21 protein-coding genes are annotated in these 21,610 nt (G+C 68.5%); 16 read left to right on the top strand and 5 right to left on the bottom strand.

The features are described 5' to 3' along the window. Positions 1-73 precede the first annotated feature (73 nt). Positions 74-1,282 carry a cytochrome P450 gene (locus HFP15_RS43755; RefSeq protein WP_210716598.1) on the top strand — a complete coding sequence of 403 codons (1,209 nt, stop codon included), beginning with the start codon at positions 74-76 and terminating at the stop codon, positions 1,280-1,282. Here HFP15_RS43755 and HFP15_RS01590 read toward each other — a convergent pair. After that, positions 1,272-1,889 carry a TetR/AcrR family transcriptional regulator gene (locus HFP15_RS01590; protein WP_168510577.1) on the bottom strand — a complete coding sequence of 206 codons (618 nt, stop codon included), beginning with the start codon at positions 1,887-1,889 and terminating at the stop codon, positions 1,272-1,274. The two genes, HFP15_RS43755 and HFP15_RS01590, sit on opposite strands and share 11 nt — an antisense overlap. A 218-nt stretch (positions 1,890-2,107) precedes the next feature. Between HFP15_RS01590 and HFP15_RS01585 the strand changes: the two genes are divergently transcribed. From HFP15_RS01585 to HFP15_RS01530, 12 genes are read left to right on the top strand one after another with little or no spacing between them, the layout of a single operon-like run. After that, positions 2,108-2,935, top strand: a complete 828-nt coding sequence (locus HFP15_RS01585; protein ID WP_168510575.1) for an MlaE family ABC transporter permease — start codon at positions 2,108-2,110, stop codon at positions 2,933-2,935. Between the two features lie 7 nt (positions 2,936-2,942). Then, positions 2,943-4,127 (top strand): MCE family protein, encoded by a 1,185-nt coding sequence (locus HFP15_RS01580; protein ID WP_168510573.1) that lies wholly within the window; start codon positions 2,943-2,945, stop codon positions 4,125-4,127. Continuing rightward, positions 4,124-5,131 carry an MCE family protein gene (locus HFP15_RS01575; protein WP_168510571.1) on the top strand — a complete coding sequence of 336 codons (1,008 nt, stop codon included), beginning with the start codon at positions 4,124-4,126 and terminating at the stop codon, positions 5,129-5,131. The genes HFP15_RS01580 and HFP15_RS01575 overlap by 4 nt, the downstream gene beginning before the upstream one ends. Further along, positions 5,125-6,132 (top strand): MCE family protein, encoded by a 1,008-nt coding sequence (locus tag HFP15_RS01570; RefSeq protein WP_168510569.1) that lies wholly within the window; start codon positions 5,125-5,127, stop codon positions 6,130-6,132. The genes HFP15_RS01575 and HFP15_RS01570 overlap by 7 nt, the downstream gene beginning before the upstream one ends. Then, complete coding sequence (locus HFP15_RS01565) at positions 6,129-7,259, top strand: MCE family protein (RefSeq protein ID WP_168510567.1); 1,131 nt, start codon at positions 6,129-6,131, stop codon at positions 7,257-7,259. The genes HFP15_RS01570 and HFP15_RS01565 overlap by 4 nt, the downstream gene beginning before the upstream one ends. After that, positions 7,256-8,482, top strand: coding sequence for an MCE family protein (locus HFP15_RS01560; protein WP_168510565.1), 1,227 nt, complete (start codon positions 7,256-7,258; stop codon positions 8,480-8,482). Before HFP15_RS01565 ends, HFP15_RS01560 begins: the two co-directional genes overlap by 4 nt. Then, positions 8,482-10,005 (top strand): MCE family protein, encoded by a 1,524-nt coding sequence (locus HFP15_RS01555; RefSeq protein ID WP_168510562.1) that lies wholly within the window; start codon positions 8,482-8,484, stop codon positions 10,003-10,005. Before HFP15_RS01560 ends, HFP15_RS01555 begins: the two co-directional genes overlap by 1 nt. After that, the gene (locus tag HFP15_RS01550; protein ID WP_168510560.1) at positions 10,002-10,574 is read left to right on the top strand and encodes an Rv1363c family protein; all 573 of its coding nucleotides are present in this window, start codon (positions 10,002-10,004) and stop codon (positions 10,572-10,574) included. The genes HFP15_RS01555 and HFP15_RS01550 overlap by 4 nt, the downstream gene beginning before the upstream one ends. Positions 10,575-10,587: 13 nt before the next feature. Next, the gene (locus HFP15_RS01545; protein ID WP_312871379.1) at positions 10,588-11,361 is read left to right on the top strand and encodes an MlaE family ABC transporter permease; all 774 of its coding nucleotides are present in this window, start codon (positions 10,588-10,590) and stop codon (positions 11,359-11,361) included. A 9-nt stretch (positions 11,362-11,370) separates the two neighbouring features. Continuing rightward, entirely contained in the window at positions 11,371-11,907 is a 537-nt protein-coding gene (locus tag HFP15_RS01540) for a hypothetical protein (protein ID WP_168510558.1), read from the top strand. Between the two features lie 20 nt (positions 11,908-11,927). Then, positions 11,928-12,506, top strand: a complete 579-nt coding sequence (locus HFP15_RS01535) for an Rv1363c family protein (protein ID WP_168510556.1) — start codon at positions 11,928-11,930, stop codon at positions 12,504-12,506. Next, entirely contained in the window at positions 12,503-13,057 is a 555-nt protein-coding gene (locus HFP15_RS01530; protein WP_168510008.1) for a hypothetical protein, read from the top strand. The genes HFP15_RS01535 and HFP15_RS01530 overlap by 4 nt, the downstream gene beginning before the upstream one ends. A 193-nt stretch (positions 13,058-13,250) precedes the next feature. On the opposite strand, the gene HFP15_RS01520 is transcribed toward HFP15_RS01530, so the two are convergent. The 4 genes from HFP15_RS01520 to HFP15_RS01505 are packed head-to-tail and all read right to left on the bottom strand — an operon-like array spanning position 13,251 to position 17,766. Beyond that, on the bottom strand, positions 13,251-14,087 hold the full coding sequence (locus HFP15_RS01520) for a mycofactocin-coupled SDR family oxidoreductase (protein ID WP_168510554.1): 837 nt from the start codon (positions 14,085-14,087) through the stop codon (positions 13,251-13,253). Positions 14,088-14,094: 7 nt separating this feature from the next. Next, positions 14,095-14,571 (bottom strand): (2Fe-2S)-binding protein, encoded by a 477-nt coding sequence (locus HFP15_RS01515; protein ID WP_168510553.1) that lies wholly within the window; start codon positions 14,569-14,571, stop codon positions 14,095-14,097. Then, complete coding sequence (locus HFP15_RS01510) at positions 14,564-15,439, bottom strand: FAD binding domain-containing protein (RefSeq protein ID WP_168510551.1); 876 nt, start codon at positions 15,437-15,439, stop codon at positions 14,564-14,566. The genes HFP15_RS01515 and HFP15_RS01510 overlap by 8 nt, the downstream gene beginning before the upstream one ends. Then, a complete protein-coding gene (locus HFP15_RS01505) occupies positions 15,436-17,766 on the bottom strand; it encodes a xanthine dehydrogenase family protein molybdopterin-binding subunit (protein ID WP_168510549.1) in 2,331 nt (776 codons plus the stop codon). The genes HFP15_RS01510 and HFP15_RS01505 overlap by 4 nt, the downstream gene beginning before the upstream one ends. Positions 17,767-18,055: 289 nt before the next feature. Between HFP15_RS01505 and HFP15_RS43750 the strand changes: the two genes are divergently transcribed. The 3 genes from HFP15_RS43750 (at position 18,056) to HFP15_RS01490 (ending at position 21,559) form a co-directional block, all read left to right on the top strand. Next, entirely contained in the window at positions 18,056-19,333 is a 1,278-nt protein-coding gene (locus HFP15_RS43750; protein WP_168510547.1) for a cytochrome P450, read from the top strand. Positions 19,334-19,358: 25 nt separating this feature from the next. After that, on the top strand, positions 19,359-19,913 hold the full coding sequence (locus tag HFP15_RS01495) for a TetR/AcrR family transcriptional regulator (RefSeq protein ID WP_168510545.1): 555 nt from the start codon (positions 19,359-19,361) through the stop codon (positions 19,911-19,913). 71 nt (positions 19,914-19,984) lie between these two features. Next, complete coding sequence (locus HFP15_RS01490; protein WP_168510543.1) at positions 19,985-21,559, top strand: GMC oxidoreductase; 1,575 nt, start codon at positions 19,985-19,987, stop codon at positions 21,557-21,559. Positions 21,560-21,610 lie beyond the last annotated feature (51 nt).

Raw genomic sequence — 21,610 nt, 5'->3', positions numbered from 1 at the left:
CATATTCACGCCAGCATACTGACACCAATTCGAATGGGGGCGACGCTGCTCCCGGCGAGAGGGGACCGTTCCCGTGACGGCGACAACCGAAGCTTCCGGCGTCCGCTACGACCCGTACGACGTAGAGATCAACGCGAACCCGTACCCGATGTTTCGCCGCCTCCGCGAAGAGGCGCCGCTTTACCGCAACGAGGAACACGACTTCTACGCGGTCAGCCGCTTCGAGGACGTCCGCGCCGGCCTCGCCGACAAGGACACCTTCATCTCCGGCCGCGGCGCCATCCTCGAACTGATCAAGGCGAACATGGAGATCCCGTCCGGTGTGCTGATCTTCGAGGATCCGCCGATCCACACGATTCACCGCAACCTGCTGGCCAGGATGTTCGCGCCGAAGAAGATCCGCGAGCTGGAACCGAGGATCCGCGAGCTAACCGCGCGCAGCCTCGACCCGCTGGTCGGCGCCGGCGGGTTCGACTTCGTCCGCGATCTCGGCAAGCTGATGCCGATGTGGGTCATCGGCGGGCTGCTCGGCATTCCCGAGGAGGACCAGGAGTCGGTCCGCGACAGCGTCGACGCCGAGCTGCGCACCGAGGCCGGCAAGCCGATGATCAAATACACCGACGACAAGGAGTTCGCCAGCGGCGAGATCTTCGCCAAGTACCTCGACTGGCGTGCCGAGCATCCCTCCGACGACATCATGACCGAGCTGATGAACGCCGAGTTCGAGGACGAGACCGGCACCGTCCGCCGGCTCACCCGTGACGAGCTGCTCATCTACGTCAACGTCGTCGCGGGCGCGGGCAACGAGACCACCACCCGGCTCATCGGCTGGGCGGGCAAGGTGCTGGCCGACCACCCCGGCCAGCGGCGCGAGCTGGCCGAGAACCCGTCGCTGATCCCGCGCGCGGTCGAGGAACTGCTGCGGTTCGAGCCGCCCGCCCCGCACGTGGCCAGGTACATGACGCGCGACGTGGAGTACTACGGCCAGACCGTGCCCGCGGGCAACGTCATGATGTTCCTCATCGGCAGCGCGAACCGCGACGAACGGCACTTCCCGGACGGCGAGCGCTTCGACATCCACCGCGAGGTGCGCCAGCACCTGACCTTCGGGCTCGGCACCCACTACTGCATGGGCTCGGCGCTGGCCCGGCTGGAAGGACGCATCGCGCTGGAGGAGGTGCTCAAGCGGTTCCCGGAATGGGAGGTCGACCTCGACGAGGCTCAGCTCTCGCCGACCTCCACCGTGCGCGGCTGGGAAACGCTGCCGGTGCTCACCCCGTGAGCTTCTTCGTGCGGGTACGCCGCTTGCCGTAGTTCTCCAGCTGGTCGAGATAGCGCTCCATGAACTCGACGGTTTCGTTGTGCGCCATGGTGAAGCCCAGGTTGTCCTCCATCGCCATGATCCGCGCGATCGCGGTCATCATCATGACGAGCGCCTCCGGCGTGCACACCTCGGGCGGCACCCGGTAGCTCTTCAACGCCCCGGCCGCCGCGTCCAGCTGCGCCGCCCGGAACAGTTCCGAGTAGCGCGCGACCTGGGCGCGGATGGCCTTGCGGTGATTGGCCACCGCGCCGAACTCCAGCGAGAACGCGGTGGCCGCGGACTCGGTGTTGAACGCCCACAGCGCGCGCAGTGGCCGGTCGGATTCCAGTAGTTCCTTCTGGTGCGCGAGCCCCTCTTCCGCGCGGCGCTCGAACATCGCGAGGAACAGGTCGTCCATGGTGCGGAAGTAGTAGTGCACCAGCTGCGACTTCAGCCCGGCCTTCGCGGCGACCCGCCGGGACGTGACCGCGGCGTAGCCTTCCTCCAGCATGAGCTGTTCCGCCGCGTCGAGCAGGATGCCGCGGTTCTTCGCATCCGGTGCGCCGATCCGGCGCTGCGATGCCATCGTTGACCTACCTCCCTGAACTCCCGCGCCGGTCTCTCGGCACGAGCGTCTTCGATCGTAACCTCACCGCGGCGAACGCGGTTCAACCAGCGCGCGGTCCTCTTGGGATCGACGCGAAGTGGCCTTGACCACATCATCCACCAGATGCTAAGCATGTGCACAGCACTGCCTGGACACGCCATCATGGCTGATTTTCCCAGTGACCGAAAGAGGCGAAGATGCCTTGGACCCGGCGGGCCACCTCCGCGGTGGGCGCGGCACTCGACACGATCGGGTACCAGGTCGTGTTCTACGGCAGCGCCTACGGCTGGTTTCTCCGTGCTGTCAGAAGGTATCGGCAGGAGATCCTGCGTCAGCTCGCGTCGGTGAGCTTCGGGCGCGGCGCGCTCGCGATGGTCGGCGGCACGGCGATGATCGTCGCGTTCCTGACCGGCACGACGGGCGTCGAGCTGGCCATCCAGGGGTACGCGCAGCTGACGAACATCGGGATCGATGCGTTGCTCGGCTTCGTCTCCGCCTACGTCAACACCCGGATCGCCGCGCCACTGGTCGCCGGAATCGCGCTCGTGGCCACGGTCGGCGCGGGATTCACCGCGGAACTGGGTGCGATGCGGATCAACGAGGAGATCGACGCGCTCGAGGTGATGGCGATCCCGTCGATCCCCTATCTGGTCACCACCAGGGTCGTCGCCGGCCTCATCGCGGTGACTCCGCTGTACGCGATCTCGCTGGTCATGTCCTACACGCTCACCCAGGTGACCACCACTGTCCTTTATGGCCAGTCCCCCGGTACCTACAATCACTATTTCGAGACGTTCTTGGTCCCCAGTGACATTCTGAGCTCCTTCGCGGTCGTGCTCGTGATGGCGCTGGTGATCATTTCCGTGCACTGCTACTACGGCTACACCGCGACGGGCGGGCCCGCCGGAGTGGGACATGCCGTCGGCCGCGCGGTTCGCCTGTCACTTATCGGCGTCATGTTCGTTGCACTTGGCATGAGCTTGGTTCTGTACGGCAATTCCGACACGCTCCACATTTCGAGGTGACGGCGCGATGGTTCCCGGATCGCGGCCGGTGAGGTACAAGCTGTTCGGGTTGCTCGGCGTGTGCGTACTCGCACTGGCGCTTTTCGGCGTTTTCGCGAGCTACAACCAGATGTTCGTCCCGGTGCTGCGGGCCGAGGTCGTCGCCGACCGCAGCGGCCTGCTGCTGGACCCCAAGGCCGATGTCACGCTGCACGGCATCACGGTCGGCGAGGCCCGCACGATCGACGCCGTCGGCGGAAAGGCCGTCATCGGAATCGCGATCCGCCGTGAATACGCCGGCGACATTCCGGACAACGTCGGCGCGCAGATCATTTCGCCGACCGTGTTCGGCGCGAAGTTCATCGACCTGGTACCCGCGCCCTCGCCGAGCACACGCCCGATCGGCGAAGGCGCGGTGATCAAGGCGACCGCGGTCTCCACCGAGACGAACTCGGTGTTCGACAACCTGATGCGGCTGCTGACGACGGTCAAACCGGCCAAACTGAACGCCACGCTCGGCGCCGTCGCGACCGCGTTACGAGGGCAGGGGCACAACCTGGGCCAGTTCGTCAGTGATCTCAACACCTATCTCAGCCGCTTCAACCCCACGCTGCCCGCGGTGAACCAGGATCTGGCGGCACTGCCGGACGTCGCGGGCACCTATGCCGACGTCGCTCCCGACGTGCTGCGCATCGTCGACAACGCCACCACGCTGTCGCGCACCGTGCAGGACAAGGAAGCCGGGCTGCACGCGATGCTGCTGAGCCTGACCCGCGTCTCCGACGACGGCCGCGCGTTGCTGCAGGACCAGGGACAACAGCTGGTGAACCTGCTCGACGTGATGCGCCCGACGACCCAGCTGCTGGCGTACTACTCGCCGGAGTTCCCCTGCACGTTCGCCACGGTGAACACGATGCGGCTCTCCAGCAGCCAGGCGGTCGGCGGGCTCTACAACGGAATCAGCGGCAGCATCACGTTCATGCCGGGACAGCCCGGATACCAGAAAGGACTCGACGATCCGAAGGTGGCCGCGACGAATCCGCCGAAGTGCTATCCGTCGCTGGTCTCCAACGGGCCGCACTACGCGTTCGACGACGGCACGACCACACCGGACTTCTACCGGCGCACCACCACGATCGTCAGCCCGCTCGAGCTCGCCCAGCAGCTGCTGGGGCCCGCGATCGCGCCCTACGTGGGCGGTGGTGGCAAATGAGAAGGACCGGGCTGCTGATCAAGGTGCTCGCCTACGTGATGACGACGGTCGCGATGACCGGCGTGCTGGTCGTGGTGTTCGGCGGGTTCCGGTTCGAGCCGACCACCACCTACCGGGCCGTGTTCGACGACATCTCCGGGATGAAGCCCTCCAGCGAGGTGCGCGCGGCGGGCGTCGACGTCGGCCGCGTCGAGAGCACCGAACGGTTGCCGGACAACACCATCGCGGTCACCTTCAGCGTCGGCAAGCAGATTCCCCTCACCACCGGCACGACGGCCGTCATCCGGTACAAAAATTTGGTCGGCGACCGGTTCCTGCAGCTCGCCAAGGGCGACGGGCCCCTGCTCCCGGCGGGCGGCACGATCCCGAAGACGCGGACCCGGCCGGCGCTGGACCTCGACGAGCTCTTCAACGGCTTCACCCCGCTGTTCCAGGGGTTGCGGCCGGACGAGGTCAACCGGCTCTCCGCGTCGCTGATCTCGGTGCTGCAAGGACAAGGCAGTGCCGTCGACGGCCTGCTCAGCGACCTCGGCTCGGTCACCACGACGCTGGCCGACCGCGGCTCGCTGATCAGCGACGTGGTCAACCAGCTCAACACCGTGCTGGAGACGTTGGTGCGGCGCGCGCCGGAACTCAACGACACCATCGTGAATCTGCAGCGGGTGGTCAGCGGGCTTGCCTCGGACCGGGAGCAGATCGGCGGTTCGCTGACCGACATCGACAACCTGACCAGCACCGTCGGGGGCCTGTTGCAGCAGGACCGCCCGGATCTGCGGAACACGATCGCCCAGCTGACCCGGTTCTCGCAGACGATCAACGCCGACCAGAAGGCGCTGGACAACCTGATCCGCAGGCTGCCCGGCTACTACATCCCGCTCGGACGGCTCGGCGCCAACCAGAGCGCGTTCCAGTTCTACGTGTGCGGCGTGCGGTTGCGCGTCACGACACCGGCCGGACGGATCGACATGCCCTTCATCAACAGCGGGAACGTGACCCGATGCTGAACGCCGAGAAGAGGTTCCGCGAACGCGATCCGCGCAAGGTCGGGATCGCGGGTGTGCTGCTGGTCCTGGTGCTGCTCGCCACCGCCATGTCCTCCGGTTCGATCTACCGTTCGCTGACGAGCGTGTCCTACTCGGCGTTGTTCACCGAGGCCGGCGGGCTCGCCTCGGGCGCCGAGGTCCGCATCGGCGGGCTCAACGTGGGCAAAGTGGACAGTGTCGAGCTCGAGGGCGACCACGTGAAGGTCCAGTTCAGCGTGGAGGGACCGGGAAATCTCGGCGAGCTGACCGGCGCGGCGATCAAGACGGCGACCCCGCTGGGCGTGAAGTTCCTCGCGGTACTGCCCTCCGGTGGCGGGCAGCTCGCGCCAGGTGCGCAGATCCCGGTCACGCGGACGAGCTCGCCCTACGACCTCGCCGGGATCCTCGGTCAGCTGACCACGCAGGCCGGCGAGCTCGACACCGCGAAACTGGCCACCGCGATGGACACGGTAAGCAGCACGCTCAAGGACACTCCGGACTCGCTGCACGCCACTTTGGACGGTGTGAACCGGCTCGCGCTCACCGTCGCCGACCAGGACCGGGCGCTGCGTGATCTGCTGGGCCGCGCCAATTCGGTGACCGGTGTGCTGGCCCAGCGCAACCGCGAGCTGTCGCAGCTCTTCGACGACGGCAACCTGCTGCTGGGCGAGCTGAGCCGGCGTCGCGCGGTGATCAGTGAGCTGCTGACCAGCACGACCACGATGCTCGACCAGCTGACCGGACTGGTGCACGACAACCAGCAGCAGCTCCAGCCCGCGCTGCAGCAGCTGCACGGGGTGCTCGATCTGCTCAACAAGGACGACCAGCTGTTCGGTTCCATGTTGCAGGGACTCAACATCTACGCGGGCACGCTCGGCGAGTCGGTCGGCGGCGGCCCGTGGTTCTACGGCTACATCCCGGATCTGCCGCCGACCAACATCATCCCGCTGCTTCCCGACGTGCTGAAGGCGGTCGGACCATGACCAGGCTGCTCAGTCACTCCACGCTGGTGCTCGGGATCATCGTCGCACTCGTCGTGTGCGCGGTGGTCACCGTGCTCACCCCCCAGCGTCCCGACAAGACGCTGACCGCCTATTTCACCGAGGCGCCCGCGCTGTATTCCGGAGATTCGGTGCGGGTGCTCGGCATCGACGTCGGCAAGATCGACTCGATCACGGCGGAACCGGGCCGGGTCAAAGTGGTTCTGCGGTACAAGGCGGCGTTGAAGGTGCCCGCCGAGGTGAAGGCCGCGATCGTGGCGCCCACCATGGTCAGCAGCCGCTTCATCCAGCTGACGCCCGTCTACACCGGCGGGCCCGAACTGCCCGACGACGCCACGATTCCGCTGTCGCACACGGTGACCCCGGTCGAATGGGACACCACCGTCGCCGAGCTGAACAAGCTCGCCACCCAGCTCGGCCCCGCCTCCGGGCAGCTCGCCGGGCCGCTCGGCCGGGTGCTGGACACCGCGCAGGCCAACCTCGCGGGACAGGGCGACCAGATCCACGAGACCATCCGCGACGCCTCCGCCGCGATGACCACGCTCGCCGCGGGCGGCGAGGACCTGTTCGGCACCGTACGCAACCTGCAGTCGGTGGTGACCAGCCTCGCCCAGAACGACGGTGCGGTACAGGCCTTCAGCAAGCAGCTCACCGACGTCTCGGCGATGCTGGACGACAACCGGGACCAGCTCGCGACCGTGGTGCGCACACTCGACCAGACCGCGGTACTGGTGGAGAACTTCGTCCGCGACAACCGCAACGCGCTGGCCACCGACCTCGACGGGGTGGCGAAAGTGGCCAAACAGATCGCCGGCAACCGGCAGGCACTGGCCGACTTCCTGCAACGCGCGCCCGTCGGGGTGTCCAACTTCAACAACGTCTACGACCCGACCGGCAGTCTCATGGCCGGCGCCTTCGCGATCACGAACATGAGCGATCCGGCGACCTTCATCTGCTCGCTGATCTTCGCCTCGGGCGGGCACAACGACAACACGAACAAGGCATGCGAGACGGCGCTCGTGCCGTTCGTCCAGATACTCAAGATGAACAACGTCCCGCTGGTGATGCCGTTGCAGACGGCGCCGCAGAATTCCGGAGGCGGCCGATGAGAAAACGGTCCCCCGCCGGTCTTTTCGTCGTCTTCGTCGCGGCACTCGTGCTCACCGCGTGCAGTGCCTCACCGCTGACCGCGCTGCCGCTGCCGTTTCGCACCGGCACGGGCGAGGCCGGCTACCAGATCACCGTGCACATGAGCGACCTGGGCAACCTGGTGCCCAACGCCGAGGTGAAGGTCGGCGACATCACCGTCGGCACCGTCACCGCGGTCGCGTTCGACAACTGGACGGCCAAGCTGACGGTGAACCTGCTCAAAACGGTGAGCCTGCCCGCGAACGCCGAAGCCCGAGTGGCGCAGAAAAGCCTGCTGGGCGCGGAATACCTGGAACTGTCGCCGCCGCGACAGGGTCAGCCGGTCGGCACGCTGCGCCCCGGCGACGACATCCCCGTCACCCGCACCGGCCAGTACCCCGAGACCGAGGAACTGCTGACCGCCCTGTCGGCCCTGCTCAACCAGGGCGGGCTCGCCCAGGTCCAGACGATCACGACCGAGCTGAACAACGCGCTCACCGGGCACGAGGACGAGTTCCGCGGGCTCATTCACAACCTCGGCCAGCTGGCGAGCACGCTCGACGCGCGCAAGGGCGACATCGTGCGCGCGCTGAACAACATCGACCGCCTGACCGGCACACTCGCCCGGCAAACGCAGGTCATCGACAACGCGCTGCGCACGATCCCGCCGGGGTTGGCCGTGCTCGAACGGCAGCGGACGACGCTGGTGCAGACGCTGAATTCGGTGTCGGCGTTCGGCGACGTCGCGTCGCACGTGATCAACGCCGGCCGCGACGACCTGCGGGCCGATCTCCAGGCGGCGCAACCGGTGCTGACCCAGCTCGCGAACTCGGGCAAGGACCTCACCGGGTCCCTGGGCTTCCTGCCCACCTTCCCCTTCGCCTCCAACACCGCGTTCCCCGCGGTGATCAACGGCGACTACGGAAACCTGTACGTGACCGTCGATCTGGACGCCAACGTGCTGGCCGACAACCTGTTGCGTGGCTTCACACTCGCCGGAGTGCCGCTGCTGGGCGGTTCCTCGCTGGCCGGCGGCCTGGTCAACGCCAACCCGCTCACCGCAGGCGTGGCACAGTTGCTGCCGCTGCCCCTCGGCCAGCGCGAACCGGTGCCGACCCCGATCCCGTCGACGCCGACGGCACCCCAGCCGGTGAACGGGCAGAGCGGTGGCCTGCTCGGCCTGATCATCCCGGGAGGCAACTGATGCTCAGCAGGATGGTCCGCGGCCAGCTCATCGCGTTCGTCATCGTCACGGTGATCGGCGTCGCGTTCGCCGCCGTGCGGTATGTCCAGGTCCCGCGCATGTTCGGGATCGGGACCTATGCCGTCACGCTGGATCTGCCGAGGGCGGGCGGGCTGTATGAGAACGCACTGGTGACCTTGCGCGGCATCAAGGTCGGCAAGGTCGACAAGCTGGAACTGTCCAGCGGTGGGGTGCGCGCGGTGCTCGGCATCGACGACAGCGCGAAGATCCCGGCCGATTCCGCCGTCGCGGTGCGCAGCACCTCGGCGATCGGCGAGCAGTACGTCAACTTCGAACCGCGCTCGGACTCCGCACCGCTGCGCGACGGGCAGGTCATCCCCGCCGGCCAGGTGTCCTTCCCGACGCCCGTCGGGGACATGCTGTCCGCTGTGGACCAGCTCGCCTCGACCCTGCCGCTGGACAAGCTGAACAGCACCGTGGACGAGGTCTACCGCGCGTTCAACGGAACCGGCCCCGATCTCGCCGGGCTGTTGCGCGCGGCCTCGCAACTGGAGGACCAGGCGGCGGCCAACCTCGACCCCACGGTGAAACTACTCAACGACCTGGTGCCGGTACTGGCGACGCAACGCAAGATCGCGCCGCAGGTCACCGCGTTCACCGGTGATCTCGCCGCCGTGACCGGGACCCTGCGCTCGGTGGATCCGAGCCTGCGCGGGGCGATCGACAACACCGGGCCGATGGCCGACCAGCTGACCGGGCTGCTGGACCAGATCCGCCCCACGCTGCCGCAGTTGCTGGGCGATCTCACCTCGACCGGCCAGGTGCTGCGCGTGTTCATCCCGAACATCCAGCAGACACTGGTGATCTTCCCCGCCGCGATCTCCTCGCTGACCAGCACGACCGCGTGGGGCATCAAGGATTCCGGGCAGAACCCGCCGCCGTATTCGGCGATGGGCTTCAAGCTGACGTTCGGTTCCCCGCCGCCTTGCACCAACGGGTACGAGCAGGACCGTACGGCACCGACCGACCTGTCCAACTCGCGCCCGCCACCGACGGACGCCTACTGCAAGGAACCGAAGAACTCCCCGATAGAGGTGCGTGGCTACCGCAACGCGCCCTGCCCGCCCGGCAGTCCGGCCGGTCCGGGCAGCACGGGCGCGACCGCCGCACAGTGCGGGCTGAACTTCCAGTCCCCACAGGAAGCCAAGGCCGCCACCGACACCGCCATTGCGCACATGCTGGAAGTCGCGGCACGCAACCCGAAGACGCGTGCGGAGAACAAGGCCTTCATCGGCGATGCCGACTTCTCGGGAGCGGCCCCACCGGGACAGCCACCGCCCGCGATCAACGGCGCCGGCAACACCTCGCACGAGGGCCCGAACGGGCTGTTCTACGCCGACGGCCAGCCGTTCCTCAAGGGCGGTTTGCCGCTGCCGCAGGTCAGCACACCGGGCGGGCCGGTGACTCCCCTGGAGCAGTTCCTGCTCGCCCCGCTGCTCGCACCGATTGGAGGAGGGTCATGACCGAGACCTCCGAACTGACCGAAAAGGACACCGAAGCGGAAGAAAAGCCGCGTCCCTCCCCCGTTCCGCGAAAATGGAGCGTGCGGCACAAGCGCGGCCTGGCGGCCACGGTCGTCGTCTCCCTCGTGGTGGTCGTGCTGCTGGTCGTCGCGGGCGGCGCGCTGTGGTACGTGCGCGGCACGCACGACCACCAGGCGCGCGACGCCGCGATCACCGTCGCGGCACGAGAGGAAGTGCTGGCGTTGCTCAGCCTCAGCCCGGAGGGCGTGCAGGGCTCGCTCGACCGCGTGCTCTCCGGCTCCACCGGCGGCTGGCGGCAGCAGTTCGCCCAGCAGGCCGACCAGTTCACCCAGGTCGTGCGGGACGGGCAGGTGCGCGCGCAGGCCACGATCAGCGCCTCGGGCATCCAGAACGCCGACGACAACCGGGCGACGGTGCTGGTGTCGGCGAACGCGGTGGTCACCAACACCGATTCGCCGCAGGGTTATCCCGCGGTCTACCGGGTGCTGCTGGGCATGGAGCAGCAGGACGGCAAGTGGCTCGTGTCGGATCTGCAGTTCGTCGCGTGAGGACGTGGGATCGGTGGCACTGAGTGCGGTAGGCACGATCAAGGCGATCGGCGGGTTCACCGCGATGAGCCTGGACACGATCAGGGCCGTGTTCCGCCGCCCGTTCCAGCTCACGGAGTTCTTCGAGCAGACCGTGTTCCTGGCCAGGGTCACGGTATTGCCGTGCATCTTCCTCGCGGTCCCGTTCCTCGGTGTGACGATCTTCTTCGTCAACCAGCTGCTCGGCCAGATCGGCGCGATCGACCTTTCCGGCGCGGGCACGGCGCTGGCCGTCGTGCGTGAGATCGGGTCGATGGCCAGCGTGCTCGTGCTCGCCGGCGCGGGATCGACGGCCATCTGCGCGGACCTCGCCTCCCGCACCATCCGCGAGGAGATCGACGCGATGGAGGTGCTCGGCGTCGACCCGATCCAGCGGCTCGTCGTGCCCCGGGTGCTGGCCGCGACGCTCGTCGCGATCGGCCTCAACGCGATCGTGTGCGTCGTGGGCATCAGCACCGGATACGTGTTCTCGGTGCTCGTGCAGGGTGCCAGCCCCGGCCAGTTCGTCGCGAACCTGACGCTGCTGGTCGGGCTGCCCGACGTGATCGTCGGGGTGATCAAGGTGATCGTGTTCGGTCTCGCGGCCGGGCTCGTGGGCTGCTACCGCGGCCTGACGGTCAGCGCGGGCGCCAAAGGCGTCGGCGAGGCGGTCAACGAGACGGTGGTGCTCGTGGTGGCGATCCTGTTCGTGGTCAACACCATCATCACCCTCATCTACATGCAGTTCAGCGGTTCCGGCGGTTTCTAGGGAGGTCCGGTGACGGTTTTCGCGTTTCCCCGAGCGGTGGTCGGCCGGGCCGACCGGGTCCTGCCCACCAGACGCGTGCGCATCGTGCTGGCGGCGATCACCGTACTGCTCGCCGCGGCGGCCGCCGCCGCGGTGACCGTCCTTTCGTTGTCCACGGTGGACACCATCGCCAAGGAGCGGGCCGGTGCGCAGGCGGTGTCGGCGGTGCTCGACCTCACGCCGAAGCTGCTCAACTTCGACTACCGCACGATCGACGCGGACATCGAGCGCGCGAAGTCGGTCACCACGGGCGAGTACTGGGCGCAGAACGGGCTCGCCGCGACGCTCAAACCCGCCGTCGTGCAGGAGCAGGCGACCACGCAGACGGTGGTGCGCTCGGCCGGGGTCGCCGACGCGCAGCCCGACCGGGTCGTCGTCCTGGTGTTCTTGAACCAGACGACCACCGGCAAGAGCCTGACCGCGCCGAGGGTGGACAGCCGCGTCGCGCGGGTCACCGCCGCCCGGGTGGACGGCAAGTGGCTGCTGGCCGGGTTCGAGCCGCTCTGAGCGCGGGAAAGGGCATCGTGATGAGCTCGAGCGAGACAGCGCAAGAGGCCGTCGAGGCCGAAGCCGCCGAACAGGAGCCCGAGGCACGGGCGGAGGAAACCGCCGCGCCGCCGCGCTCGGCGACCTGGTTCGTCGCGGCACTGGTGCTCGCGGTGGTGCTGACGGCTTCCCTTGTGGTGGGCGGGCTTCTGCTGCGCTCCGTGCTGGACTACCGCGCCACCGCGGACCGGCGGGCAGCGATCCTGTCCGTGGCCACCGACGTGGCCCGGCAGTCCTACTCGCTGGACTACCAGACGTTCCCCCAGCAGATGCCGAAGATCGTCGCGGCCACGACCGGCGCGTACCGTCAGGGCCTGATCGACAGCCAGCAGGGCCTGCAGTACATCCTCACGCAGGGCAAGGTGAGATCGACCTGCACGATCACCGCGTCGGGCGTGGAACGTGCCGACGACAACTCCGCCACCGTGCTGTTCGCCATCACCACGCACGTGACCAACACCGAGATCACGACTCCCCGCGACCGGTTCTACCGCGTCGCGATCGGCCTGGTCCGCCAGGGCGAGACGTGGCTCGTCCAGTCGAATGACGTGATCGCATGAAACTCCGCCTCCCCCGGCCCCGTCTCCCCCGGCCCGGCCTCGCGCGCGCCAGGACCGTCTCCGTCCGGAAGCGACGGGTCACCGTCTCGCTGCTGGCGGTGCTGACCGTGCTGGCCGTCGCGGGCACCACGCTGCTGGTCTTCGCCGCGCGGCGCGCGGAGGCCATCGACGACGCGCGGTCCGACGCGGTGGCGCAGGCGCGGCTACGGGTGGCGCAGGTGCTCAGCTACGGCGCCGACACCATCGACGCCGACATCGAACGGGCCCAGCAGAGCACGGCGGGCTCCTTCGCGCAGTACTACGTGCCTTTCGCCCGGCAGGCGATCGCGCCCGCGGTCAAGCAGGAGGGCACCACGTCGGTCGCGATCGTGAGCCGGGCCGCCGCGGTGAGCGTGAACCCGGACTCCGTCGTGGTCGTGGTCTTCATCGACCAGAAGACCTCCAGCAAGGCCCAGCCGGACCCGCGCAGCACGTCGAGCACGGCCCGGGTGACCATGACGAAGGTCGCGGGCCAGTGGCTCATCAGCGAGCTGACGCCGACGTCGTCGTGACCGGCCGGGCCTGCCACGACGACGTCCACCGGCAGTGTCAGCCCGGTGATGTAGCGGGATTCGTCGGAGGCCAGGAACAGCACCGCGTTACTGACGTCCATCGCCTCCACCCAGGGCACCGGCAGCAGAGGGTCGCGCGCGACGGTGTCCACAGCGGATTTCGGCGCGGCGAAGTCGCGTACGTCCCCCACGGCTACTTGAGCATGCTGCCCGCGTCGACCGGCAGCGTCAGGCCGGTGATGTAGCGCGACTCGTCGGAGGCCAGGAACAGCACCGCGTTACTGATATCGAGCGCCTCGACCCACGGTACCGGCAGCATGTGCGCCATCTGCGAGAGCGGGGCGAAATCGTCGACGGTCGGGTTCTCCAGGTCGGGGCGGAACATCCGGAAGGTGGCGTCGTTCATCACCATCGGCGTGTTCACCTGGGTGGGATGCACCGAGTTCACCCGGATGCTCTGGTGCGCCAGCTCCACCGCGAGCGTGCGCATCACGCCGACCACACCGTGTTTGGCGGCGACGTAATGGCCCACGTTCGGGTAAGCCTTGAGCCCACCGACCGAACTGGTGAGGATGATCGACCCGCCCCGGCCGCCGGCCTGGATGTGCGGGATCGCCGCCTTCGCCGACAGCCACACGCCGGTCAGGTTGACGCCGATCATGTCCTGCCAGAGGTGCTCGTCCATCTCAGCCAGCGGCGCACCGGTGTTGCCCAGCCCCGCGTTCGCGATGGCGATGTCGAGCCTGCCGAACTCCTCGACACCGGCGTCCACGGCCGCCTTCACCGCCGCGAAGTCCCGCACGTCGGCCTGCGTGGCCAGCATCCGGCGGCCTTCCTTTTCCACCAGTGACACCGTTTCGGCGAGATCCTCCGGTGTCGACATCGGGAACGGCACGTTGTCCAGCTGCTTGCACACGTCGATGCCGATGATGTCGGCACCTTCCTGCGCCAGCCGGACCGCGTGACTGCGGCCCTGGCCGCGCGCCGCGCCGGTGATGAAAGCGACCTTGCCCGCAACTCGTCCAGCCATCGTTACCTCATTCCTGATCGGACTCCGCCGCCGCGCGGACGGCCTGGAGGATTCCCTGGTATCCGGTGCACCGGCACAGGTTCCCGGACAGTGCTTCGCGGATCTGCTCGTCGGTGGGCCGCGGGTTGTCCCGCAGGAACGCGGTGGCCGAGACCACGAAACCCGGGGTGCAGAATCCACATTGGAGCCCGTGGTGGTCGCGGAAGGCATCCTGCACCGGGGAAAGCTCACCGTCATCACCGGCGAGGCCCTCCACGGTGGTGACCTCGGCTCCGTCGGCCTGCGCGGCGAACACGAGGCACGCCCGCACGGCGGCACCGTCGACCAGCACCGTGCACGCACCGCAGACCCCGTGCTCGCAGCCGAGATGCGTGCCGGTGAGTCCACAGTGCACGCGCAGGTAGTCCGCCAGCGTCAGCCGCGGCTCGACCGCCGCGCGGCGAACGCCGCCGTTGACCTTCAGCTCGATCTCGACCTCAGACATCGCGTGCCTCTCCCACTGCTCGCTCCCACGCGCGCGCCACCATCGCCGCCCCCACCCGCTTGCGGTAGGCGGCGGGGCCGTGCAGATCCGAAGGCACGGAGTCCAGGTCCGACATCGCGGCCTGCCCCACCTCGGTCGCCGAGATCCCGGCGACGGGCCTTCCGGTGACCTCGGTTTCCACGGCGGACGCCCGCTGCGCCGCGGGCCCCAGCCCGAACAAACCGATGCCGCACCGGCTCACCCGGTCCTCATCGTCGAGCCGCACCGCGACGGTGGCGCCCGCGATGGCGAAATCCCCGTGGCGGCGCGCGAACTCCTCGATCGCGAACCCCGATCGCCCCTGCCACAGCGGGAAAGTGATGCCGGTGAGGATCTCGTCGGCGGCCAGTTCGGTACCCCACAAACCGGTGAAGAACCCGGTCGCGGGAATCGAGCGCGTTCCGCCGGGCGATTCCGCCTCCAGCATCGCATCGAGCGCGAGCACCACGGCGGGGTATTCGGCGGCCGCGTCGGCGTGCGCGAGCGAACCGCCGATGGTGCCCCGGTTGCGGATCTGGAAGTGCCCGATCAGCGGTGTGGCCCGGGTCAGCAGCGGCACGGCCGCGGCGAGTTCGGCGGACCGTTCGATCGTGGCCTGTGTGGTCGCCGCGCCCACCCACACCGCGTCGTCGCGGTGTTCGATGCCGCGCAGTCCCGCCACGTCGCGCAGATCGACGAGATGCTCGAACACGGCCAGCCGCAGAGCCAGCATCGGCACCAGGCTCTGCCCGCCGGCGATGACCTTCGCCTCCTCGCCCAGTTCGGCCAGCAGCGACACGGTTTCCTTGATGCCGGTGGGCACGTGATAGTCGAATGCCGGAGGTTTCATCGGTTCGCCGCCTCGATCAGCTCGACGATCGCGGCGGGCGACAGCGGCAGCCGGGTGATCTCGGCCCCGAACGGCCGCAACGCGTCGGCGACGGCATTGATCACCGCGGGCGGGGCGCCGATCGCGCCGCCCTCGCCGACGCCCTTGTAGCCGCCGGGACCGGGGCCCGGCGTTTCGACGTGGCCGTACTCGATGTCGGGCACTTCGGTGGCGGTGGGCAGGAGGTAGTCCATGAACGTCGTGCTGACCGGGTTGCCGTCGTCGTCGTAGGCCAGCTGCTCGTAGAGCGCGCCGCCGATGCCCTGCACCGTGCCGCCCGCGATCTGGCCCTCCACGATGTTCGGGTTGATCATCGGGCCGCAGTCCTCGCTGACGATGTAGCGCAGGAGCTTCACCTGCCCGGTCACGATGTCCACCTCGCAGGTGCACACGTGCGTCGCGTTGGCCCAGATGATCGGGCTCTTGCCGCGATAGCGCGCGCTGGCCTCCAGACCCGGCGGAACATCGGGCGGCAGCGCGTCGACCTGGAAGTAGGCCATGGCGGCGATGTCGGCGAGGCTCACGCCCTTGTCCGGGACACCGCGCACCCTGGCCCGGCTCTCGGCCAGTTCGATGTCCTCGGCGGCGGCCTCCAGCCGGTGCGCGGCGATGGCCACGATCCGTTCCCGCAGGATCGACGCGGTTTCCGCGACGGCGCCCGCGATCATCGAGCCCGACCGGCTGCCCCCGGTGCCGCCGCCGAACGGGGTGATGGCGGTGTCGCCCTGGATCGTGTGCACGTCGGCGATGTCGACGCCCAGTTCGTCGGCCGTCAGAGCGACCGCGGTGGTTTCCAGGCTGTTGCCGGTGGAGCCGCCCGAGACGTACACGTTGACCTTGCCCGAGGGTTCGATCCGGATCGTGGCGCCCTCGGTGGCGTGCAGTCCCATGGCCGCGGTCGTCGGCTCGACGTAGCTCGCCGTACCCACGCCCAGATACCGGCCCTGTGCGCGCGCCCGTTTCTGTTCGGCGCGGAATCCCTGGTAGTCAAGGATTTCCAGGGCGTGCTCGAAGGTTTCCAGCGGGGTCATGTCGGAATAGGGCATGCCGTTGGGATTGAAGAACGGCAGTTCGTCGTGCCGCAGCAGGTTGCGCCGGCGTAGCTCGACCGGGTCGATACCCAGCTCACGGGCGGCGCGATCGACGAGCACCTCGCGCGCCACCGACTCGAACTGCCACGGGCCGCGGTAGGCCGCGCGGCCGCTGGTGTTGGAGAACACCGATGTGACCGAGAAGGTGGCCTGGGTGATGCGGTAGGGGCCGGGAAAGAGCATGCCGACGGGTGCTGCGCTCTGCACCGGCCACGGCGTCGGATACGCGCCGGCGTCCGACACGTGGTCGATCTGCGCGGCGAGCATCACGCCCTGCTCGTCGAAGGCGAGTTTGACGTCCGCGTGCTCGTGCCGGGCCTGGCCCGCCGACAACAGGTTCTCCCGCCGGTCCTCGACCCATTTCACCGCGGCGGGCAGTTTGCGCGCCGCGAGCATGATGCACATGTCCTCGCGCATCGGCAGCACCTTCTGGCCGAAACCGCCGCCGGTGTCGCGCATGATGACGCGCACCCTGTGTTCGGCGAGGCCCAGCAGCCGGGAGCAGAACAGGCGCACCTCGTGCGGGGCCTGGGTGGAGGCCCACATCGTCAGCTCGCCGTCGGTGGCCGACCATTCCGCGACCAGGCCTCGGGTTTCCATCGGCACCGGCGCGTAGGCCTGCTGGTGAATCGTCGTGCCGACCACGTGCGCCGCGCCCTCGAACACCGGCGCCAGATCCGCGGCGGGGCGGCCGCTGAGCTCGCCCGCGACGTTGCCGGGATAGTTCTCGTGCACCAGTTCCGCCGATTCCCGCGCCGTCTCGTAGTCCACGATCGGCGGGAGCGGCTCGTAGTCGACGGCGACGAGTTCGGCCGCGTCCTCGGCGATGTAGCGGTCCGTCGCGACCACGAGCGCGACCGGGTCCCCGGCGAAACGCACCTCGTCCTCGGCCAGCGGCGGCCGCGGAGTGTCCGGGATGTCGCGGCCCAGCAACGTGTACCACTGTTCGCGCACGTCCGGATTCAGGTCGGCGGCGACGAACACCGCGTGCACCCCGTCGAGCGCGAGCGCTTCGGCGGTGTCGATCCCGGTGATGCGGGCGCGGGCCAGCGGGCTGCGCACGAAACAGGCGTGCAGCATGCCGGGCCGTACGACATCGTCCACAAAGGTCCCGTGCCCGGTCAGCAGGCGCGGATCCTCGACCCGGCGGACACGGGTTCCTGCGTAGCGGGTGGCCGCCGCGTCCACGACGCTCATCGGCGCTCCAGGCGCGGGATTTCGATCCGGTTCATGACACGGGTTCCTCCATCGACTCGAGGCGGGCCTCGTCGCCCGCGCCGCGAACGCCGCGCTAAGCGACTGTTTAACATGCTCGGGACACGGGGGTCAAGGAAAGCCGCGGGATCCCCGGAAGCAGGCGGATTTCCTTGCGCCGAAGGCATATTCCTTGACCCCCTGCAAGCCCTGTGCTAAGCAAGTGAGCAACCGTTTTAAGCGACTGCTCAGCGCTCGCGAACGGTCAGCCGACGGTGTCTGGAGGGCGCGCGTGACCACGTTCGACGAGATCGACTTCTTCACCGACCAGTCCCTGACCGCCGACCCGTACCCGTATTTCGAGCATCTGCGCGCGAAATGCCCGGTCACCCGCGAACCACACCACGGCGTCATGGCGGTGACCGGTTACGACGAGGCGGTCGAGGTCTACCGCGACCCGGATACGTATTCCTCGGTCAACTCGCCGATGGGGCCGTTTCCCGGGCTGATGTTCGAACCAGAGGGCGACGACATCAGCGCGCAGATCGAGCAGCACCGCGACGCGTTTCCGCTGAGCGAGCACATGATCACGTTCGACCCGCCGAGACACACCGCGCACCGGCATCTGCTGAAGCGGCTGCTGACGCCGAAACGGCTCAAGGAGAACGAGGAATTCATGTGGCGGCTTGCCGACCGCCAGCTGGACACGTTCCTCGAACGCGGCGAGTGCGAGTTCATCGGCGCCTACGCGCAGCCCTTCGCGCTGCTCGTGATCGCGGACCTGCTCGGCGTGCCCGAAGAGGACCACGAGCTGTTCCGGATGCTGCTGAAGACCGAATCGCAGGTGCCCGGTTCACTGGACAAGGAACAGGCGATGGCGGTCAGCGATCCGCTGCAGTTCCTCGTCGAGAAGTTCACGTCCTATGTGGAGGATCGGCGAGCCGGGCCACGCGACGACGTACTCACCGGGATGGCGACGGCCCCGTTCCCCGACGGGTCGATACCGGAGGTCATCGACGTGGTGCGCGTGGCGACCTTCCTGTTCGCGGCCGGCCAGGAGACCACCGCGCGGCTGCTGGCGTCCTCGCTGCTGATCCTCGGCGAGGATCCCGCGCTGCAGCAGCGATTGCGTGCCGAGCGGGAGCGCATCCCGAACTTCGTCGAAGAGGTGCTGCGGTACGAAAGCCCGGTCAAATCGGACTTCCGGCTGGCGCGCCGGTCGACCTCCCTCGGCGGCGTGGACGTTCCGGCCGGCACCACGGTGATGATCGTGCCGGGTGCGGTCAACCGCGACCCGCGCCGGTTCGCGTGCCCGGCCGAGTTCCAGGTCGATCGCGCCAACGTCCGGGAGCACATCGCGTTCGGCCGCGGCGTGCACACGTGCGCCGGTGCCCCGCTGGCCCGCGCCGAGGCCAGGGTCAGCCTCGAACGAATCCTCGACCGGATGAGCGAGATCGGGATTTCCGAGAAGGTCCACGGGCCCCAGGGCGCGCGCACGTACAACTACGAGCCGACGTTCATCCTGCGCGGGCTGAACGAACTGCACCTGGAGTACACCCCGGCGGGCTGAGGACCGGCGCCTCTAGGCTGTCCGGATGCGGTCCAGGGCGACGATTCTGCGTGCCACGCTCTCGCTGATCGAGGAGCGGGGGTTCGCGGCGGTGAACATGTCGTCGGTCGCCGTCGCCGCGAACGTGTCGAGGCAGACCGTGTACTCCATTTTCGGCAGTCGCGAAGCGCTGGTGTCGCAAGCGGTCGCGACGCTCGCCGTGGACGCGTGGGCGAGCGTTCAGTGCCGGCTGGACGCGACCGGGAACGCGCTGGCCTACGTCGTGGAGATGATCGTCGCCGGACGGGAGCTGACCCGTCGCGAGCCGGTGTTCCGCGCGTTGGTGCGCGCCGGGGACGGCAACCCGATCTTCGACGAGGACATGATCAGCCGGGCCAGGGCCGTGGTCGCCGACCTGATGTCCCCGGTGCGCCCCCTCGATCCCCGCCTCGCCGACGAGACCGGCTACGACACGACCGTCGAACTGGTCACCAGGGTCGCGTTGTCGGTCGTGCTGTTCGACAGCGACGCCGTGCGCTCGGACGACGACCTGCGCCGCTACCTCGCCCACTGGCTGGCGCCGTTCCTGTCTTCCCAGTGATCTTGACAGTATTATTCAAACTGTCTAGTTTTGCGCTCCTCTGATGATCGATCCGAGGGGTGGAGAACTTCATGGCCGACCTGACCCGGCGTTCCTTCCTGGCCGCTGCCGCCGGAGCCGGCATCGCGACGGGTTTCGCGGCACCGGCCTGGGCCAGTACCAGCCGGGTGCCGCTGACGCGCGAGGAACACCGCGTCGTGGTCATCGGCTCCGGCTTCGGCGGCGGCGTGACCGCGTTGCGGCTGGCCGAGGCCGGTGTGCCGGTGCTCGTGCTCGAGCGCGGGAAGCGCTGGCCGACCGGTCCCAACGCCGAGACCTTCCCCCACGCGGCGAGCCCCGACAAGCGCGCGCTGTGGTACGGCTCGGCGCCGCAGCTGTTCGGCAAACCGGTGAGCCTGGCGCCCTACACGGGGGTGCTCGAATCGGTCGTCGGGGAGAACATGGTCGTGATGACCGCGGCCGGTGTCGGCGGCGGATCCCTGGTGTACCAGGGCATGACGCTGCAGCCCGCCGAGGCCGTGTTCAACGCCGTGCTGCCCGAGGAACTGGACTACCGGACCATGGCGCGCGTGCACTATCCGCGCGTGGCGAGCATGCTGCAGGTCGCGACGGCCCCGGACGAGCTCGTGGACAGCCCGGCCTACAAGGCACCGCGGGTGTTCAAGCGCAACGCCGAGCGGGCGGGCAACATGGTCGAGAAGATCCCGATGCCGATCGACTGGTCGTATGCGCTGCGGGAGCTCAAGGGCGAGATGAAACCGTCCTACACCAACGGCGATTGCGCGCTCGGCGTCAACAACGGCGGCAAGCACTCGGTCGACGTCACCTACCTCGCGGCCGCGGAGGCCACCGGGCTGGTCACCGTCGCGCCGCTGCACAACGTCACCGGCATCTCGCGTACCGCCGACGGCCGCTGGCAGATCGACGTTGACCGCATCGACACCAGTGGCACGGTGCTGGAGAACAAGATCATCACCACCCCGGCGCTGGTGATGGCGGCGGGCAGCGTCAACACGACGAGGATGCTGGTGCGGGCGGCGGCACAGGGCGCGATTCCCGATCTGCCGGACGGGCTCGGCGGCGGCTGGGGCACCAACGGCGACCGGATCTACGTGTGGACGAATCTGGAGGACGATTTCGGTGCCACGCAGGGTGGTCCGGTCGTGTACGGCACCAAGGACTGGGCCGATCCGCAGCTGGCCAACACGGTCATCCAGGCCTCCATCCCGCCGATCGGTCTCGACCTGCGCTCGACGATGATGGTCGGTTTCGGTGTCAGCGCGGCGCGCGGAAAGTTCGTCTACAACGGACTGACCGGCCAGGCGACGCTGAAGTGGCCGCGTGACGGGGACGCCGCGGTACACAGCGCGATCCACGAGCGCGCGACCCGGATCGCGGGGCAACTGGGCACACTGGCCGACACGAACGCGGTCGTGCCGAGCACGTGGCATCCACTCGGCGGCGCGCCGATGGGCACGGTGTGCGATCTCGACGGCCGGGTGCGGGGGCAGCGGGGCCTGTACGTGCTCGACGGAGCCCTGATTCCCGGCAGCACCGGCGCGTGCAACCCGTCGATGACGATCGCCGCCGTCGCCGAACGCGCACTGGACAACATCGTGCGCACCGACGTGGGAAGCGTGATCTAGCGCACCACCGCCGGTGATCGGTTGGCCAATACCCCTGGGGGCATGTTTTTA

The organism is Amycolatopsis acididurans (assembly GCF_012328925.1).
In the GTDB taxonomy this organism is placed as follows: Bacteria; Actinomycetota; Actinomycetes; order Mycobacteriales; family Pseudonocardiaceae; genus Amycolatopsis_E; species Amycolatopsis_E acididurans.
The sequence above is the reverse complement of the archived record's forward strand: the minus strand, read 5'-3'. Positions and strand labels throughout refer to the sequence as shown.

Excerpts from the sequence above, each read along its gene's own strand:
- HFP15_RS01515 (WP_168510553.1), bottom strand. The coding sequence starts at position 14,571 with ATGTCTGAGGTCGAGATCGAGCTGAAGGTCAACGGCGGCGTTCGCCGC.
- HFP15_RS01490 (WP_168510543.1), top strand. The coding sequence starts at position 19,985 with ATGGCCGACCTGACCCGGCGTTCCTTCCTGGCCGCTGCCGCCGGAGCC.
- HFP15_RS01510 (WP_168510551.1), bottom strand. The coding sequence starts at position 15,439 with ATGAAACCTCCGGCATTCGACTATCACGTGCCCACCGGCATCAAGGAA.
- HFP15_RS01580 (WP_168510573.1), top strand. The coding sequence starts at position 2,943 with ATGGTTCCCGGATCGCGGCCGGTGAGGTACAAGCTGTTCGGGTTGCTC.
- HFP15_RS01495 (WP_168510545.1), top strand. The coding sequence starts at position 19,359 with ATGCGGTCCAGGGCGACGATTCTGCGTGCCACGCTCTCGCTGATCGAG.
- HFP15_RS01535 (WP_168510556.1), top strand. The coding sequence starts at position 11,928 with ATGAGCTCGAGCGAGACAGCGCAAGAGGCCGTCGAGGCCGAAGCCGCC.
- HFP15_RS01505 (WP_168510549.1), bottom strand. The coding sequence starts at position 17,766 with ATGAGCGTCGTGGACGCGGCGGCCACCCGCTACGCAGGAACCCGTGTC.
- HFP15_RS01590 (WP_168510577.1), bottom strand. The coding sequence starts at position 1,889 with ATGGCATCGCAGCGCCGGATCGGCGCACCGGATGCGAAGAACCGCGGC.
- HFP15_RS01550 (WP_168510560.1), top strand. The coding sequence starts at position 10,002 with ATGACCGAGACCTCCGAACTGACCGAAAAGGACACCGAAGCGGAAGAA.
- HFP15_RS01555 (WP_168510562.1), top strand. The coding sequence starts at position 8,482 with ATGCTCAGCAGGATGGTCCGCGGCCAGCTCATCGCGTTCGTCATCGTC.
- HFP15_RS01560 (WP_168510565.1), top strand. The coding sequence starts at position 7,256 with ATGAGAAAACGGTCCCCCGCCGGTCTTTTCGTCGTCTTCGTCGCGGCA.
- HFP15_RS01575 (WP_168510571.1), top strand. The coding sequence starts at position 4,124 with ATGAGAAGGACCGGGCTGCTGATCAAGGTGCTCGCCTACGTGATGACG.
- HFP15_RS01585 (WP_168510575.1), top strand. The coding sequence starts at position 2,108 with ATGCCTTGGACCCGGCGGGCCACCTCCGCGGTGGGCGCGGCACTCGAC.
- HFP15_RS01530 (WP_168510008.1), top strand. The coding sequence starts at position 12,503 with ATGAAACTCCGCCTCCCCCGGCCCCGTCTCCCCCGGCCCGGCCTCGCG.
- HFP15_RS01565 (WP_168510567.1), top strand. The coding sequence starts at position 6,129 with ATGACCAGGCTGCTCAGTCACTCCACGCTGGTGCTCGGGATCATCGTC.
- HFP15_RS01520 (WP_168510554.1), bottom strand. The coding sequence starts at position 14,087 with ATGGCTGGACGAGTTGCGGGCAAGGTCGCTTTCATCACCGGCGCGGCG.
- HFP15_RS01570 (WP_168510569.1), top strand. The coding sequence starts at position 5,125 with ATGCTGAACGCCGAGAAGAGGTTCCGCGAACGCGATCCGCGCAAGGTC.